Source organism: Pedobacter sp. 01T416_2 (assembly GCF_056398925.1).
In genome coordinates this window covers 1-2,543 of the sequence record NZ_JBFTQI010000809.1, presented here as the reverse complement: position 1 = coordinate 2,543, position 2,543 = coordinate 1, and the positions used below count along the sequence as shown (strand labels likewise).

The 2,543-nt window shown below is 42.2% G+C and carries 1 protein-coding gene; it reads right to left on the bottom strand.

Going from position 1 to position 2,543, the window contains the following annotated elements:
- The coding region (locus AC1DPQ_RS24375; RefSeq protein WP_477611146.1) for an Ig-like domain-containing protein at nucleotides 1-2,543 on the bottom strand (2,543 nt) is incomplete at both ends.

Sequence of the window (2,543 nt, the reverse complement as noted above, 5' to 3'; positions counted from 1 at the left end):
GTTCCATCCCATCCATTTGCTACATTATCTGATTGGAATATCAATTGACCCCATTGTGTGAAAATACTCATTTTGGCACTTGATATAGTATTACCATAGATTAAGAAGGTATCGTTCTTACCGTCGTTATTTGGTGTAAATGCATTTGGTATGTAAACCTGATCTCCAAATGGATTAGCTGCTTTACCAGTTACCGGAGTAGAATTAGCACTGGTTTGGCACTCAATCTGGCCTCTGGCGCGTACAATAATGGTTACACTTTGATCTGGTTTCAAGCCTGCTACTAAGTAAGTAGTTCCGGTTGATCCGCCTGTTGGGTTTACCCATGTTAAGCCATTATCTTGAGAAACTTCGTAAGCAGTAGCGCCAGCAACCGCAGCCCATGCAAAGGTTACACTGTTTGGTGTTGTGCTTTGCACCACTACTACTGGTTTTTCTAATACCGGCAGTACATTAACCGTAACGCCTGTTCTTGTTGGACTAGCACAACCACCCACAGCTATTGCCTCTACGTAGTAGATTGTGGTAGCAGTTAAGTTTGGTGTAGTAAAGGTTATACCTTCTGCCAGTACAGGGCCGCCAGAGCTTGCAGCATACCATCTGTAAACTAATCCTGCTAAAGCATTATTAACCGTTAATATGGTTGAGCTTCCTGCGCAAAGTGTTCCATTTGCTGCTGTTACCGATGCTGGTGCAACTGGTACTGGTAGCGCAATTACATTTACCGGAGTTCTAGATGATGAGATACAAGTTCCATTTGCACCTTCAACATAGTATGTGATGTTTGCATTAACCGCAGGAGTGGTAAAGTTTGCTCCTGTTCCAGCCAATGTTCCACCTACAGCTGTAGTGTACCAATTGTATGTTACACCTGTTTGAGGACTTGTTACCGTTAATACAGCTGGGCTTCCGGTACAAACATTAACCGATGTTGAAGCTACTGTTGGCACTGTTGGTTTTGCATTAACAGTAACCGTTACTTTAACACGGCCACCATTGTTGTTACAACCTCCTGTTCCGATTGCTAAAATATAGTAATCTGTTGTTGCAGCTAAGGCTGTTACATTGAATGTTGTGCCAGTGAATAACAAATTACCACCAACCGCTGCAGTGTACCATTCGTAAGTAACACCTGCCTGTGCATTCGTTACTGATAGGGTGGCTCCATCACCTGCACATATGCCTCCATTTGGAACAGATACTACTGGGTTGTTTGGTAATGCATTTACGGTAATGGCTACTGCCCTTGCTGTTGCTGCAGTATTTTCGCATTTATTATCGCCTTTAACCGTTACATAATAAGTTGTACTTGCAGTTAATACTGGTGTAGTAAACACTGGACCAGTAAATGCTACGGTATTTAAAGTCGCATCACTATACCAGGTAAATATTGGGTTGGTTACTGTTGTGCTTGTTGCGGCTAACGTTGCGGCTGTACTTGCACAAACTGAAGTTGATCCATTTACTGTGATATCTGTTGCCAATGCGTTTGGACTAACCGTAACAGTTACTGTTTTCGCATTTGCTGCTGTATTTTCACATCTATTGGCACCCTTAACAGTTACATAATAAGTTTTAGTAGTAGTTAATACCGGAGTGGTAAATATTGGGCCGGTAAAGGCAACACTTGTTAATGAAGCATCATTGTACCAGGTAAATACCGGACTGGTAACCGTTGCTGAACTTGCATTGATTACTGCTGTTCCAGATCCACATATTCTAGCTGGGGTTGATAATGTGATATCAGCAGCTGTTGCCCCCTGATTAACATTTACAGTTACCACTTTTGCAGTGATACCTGAGTTCTCACATTTGTTATCACCCTTAACCGTAACATAGTATTTAGTTGTTGCCGTTAATACAGGGGTAACGAATGATGTACCTACATAAGCTACTGAAGTTAACGCAGCATCGTTGTACCAGGTAAATGTTGGGTTGGTAACGGTTGTTGTACTTGCTACCAAGGTTGTACCAGAACCTGAGCAGATTGTTGCATCAGTAGCGGTTATATCGGCAGCGGTAGAAACCGGACTAACAGTTATGGTAATTACTCTGGCAGTACCAGGTGCATTCTCACATTTATTATCCCCTTTTACAGTTACATAATAAGTAGTGGTGCTGGTTAAAGCCGGCGTAGTATATGTTGCGCCAATGAAACTTACATTGGTTAATGCCGCATCACTATACCAGGTAAATACTGGATTGGTTACTGTTGGAGATGTTGCAGTTAATACGGCCGATGATCCTGCGCAAGCCACTGTGCTTCCGCTAAGAATAATATCGGTAGCAGTTGCCAAAGGATTAACGGTTATTGTTACCGCTTTGGCATCTGCAGCACTGTTTTCACATTTATTGGCACCTTTAACAGTTACATAATAAGTAGTAGTGGCAGTTAAACCAGTTACTGTGAAAGTTGGACCTGTAAATACAACACTTGTTAATGATGCATCACTATACCAGGTAAATACCGGTTGGGTAACCGTAGTACTCGAAGCCATTAACATTACAGTAGAACCTGAACAGATTTGAGCATTGCTTACCGC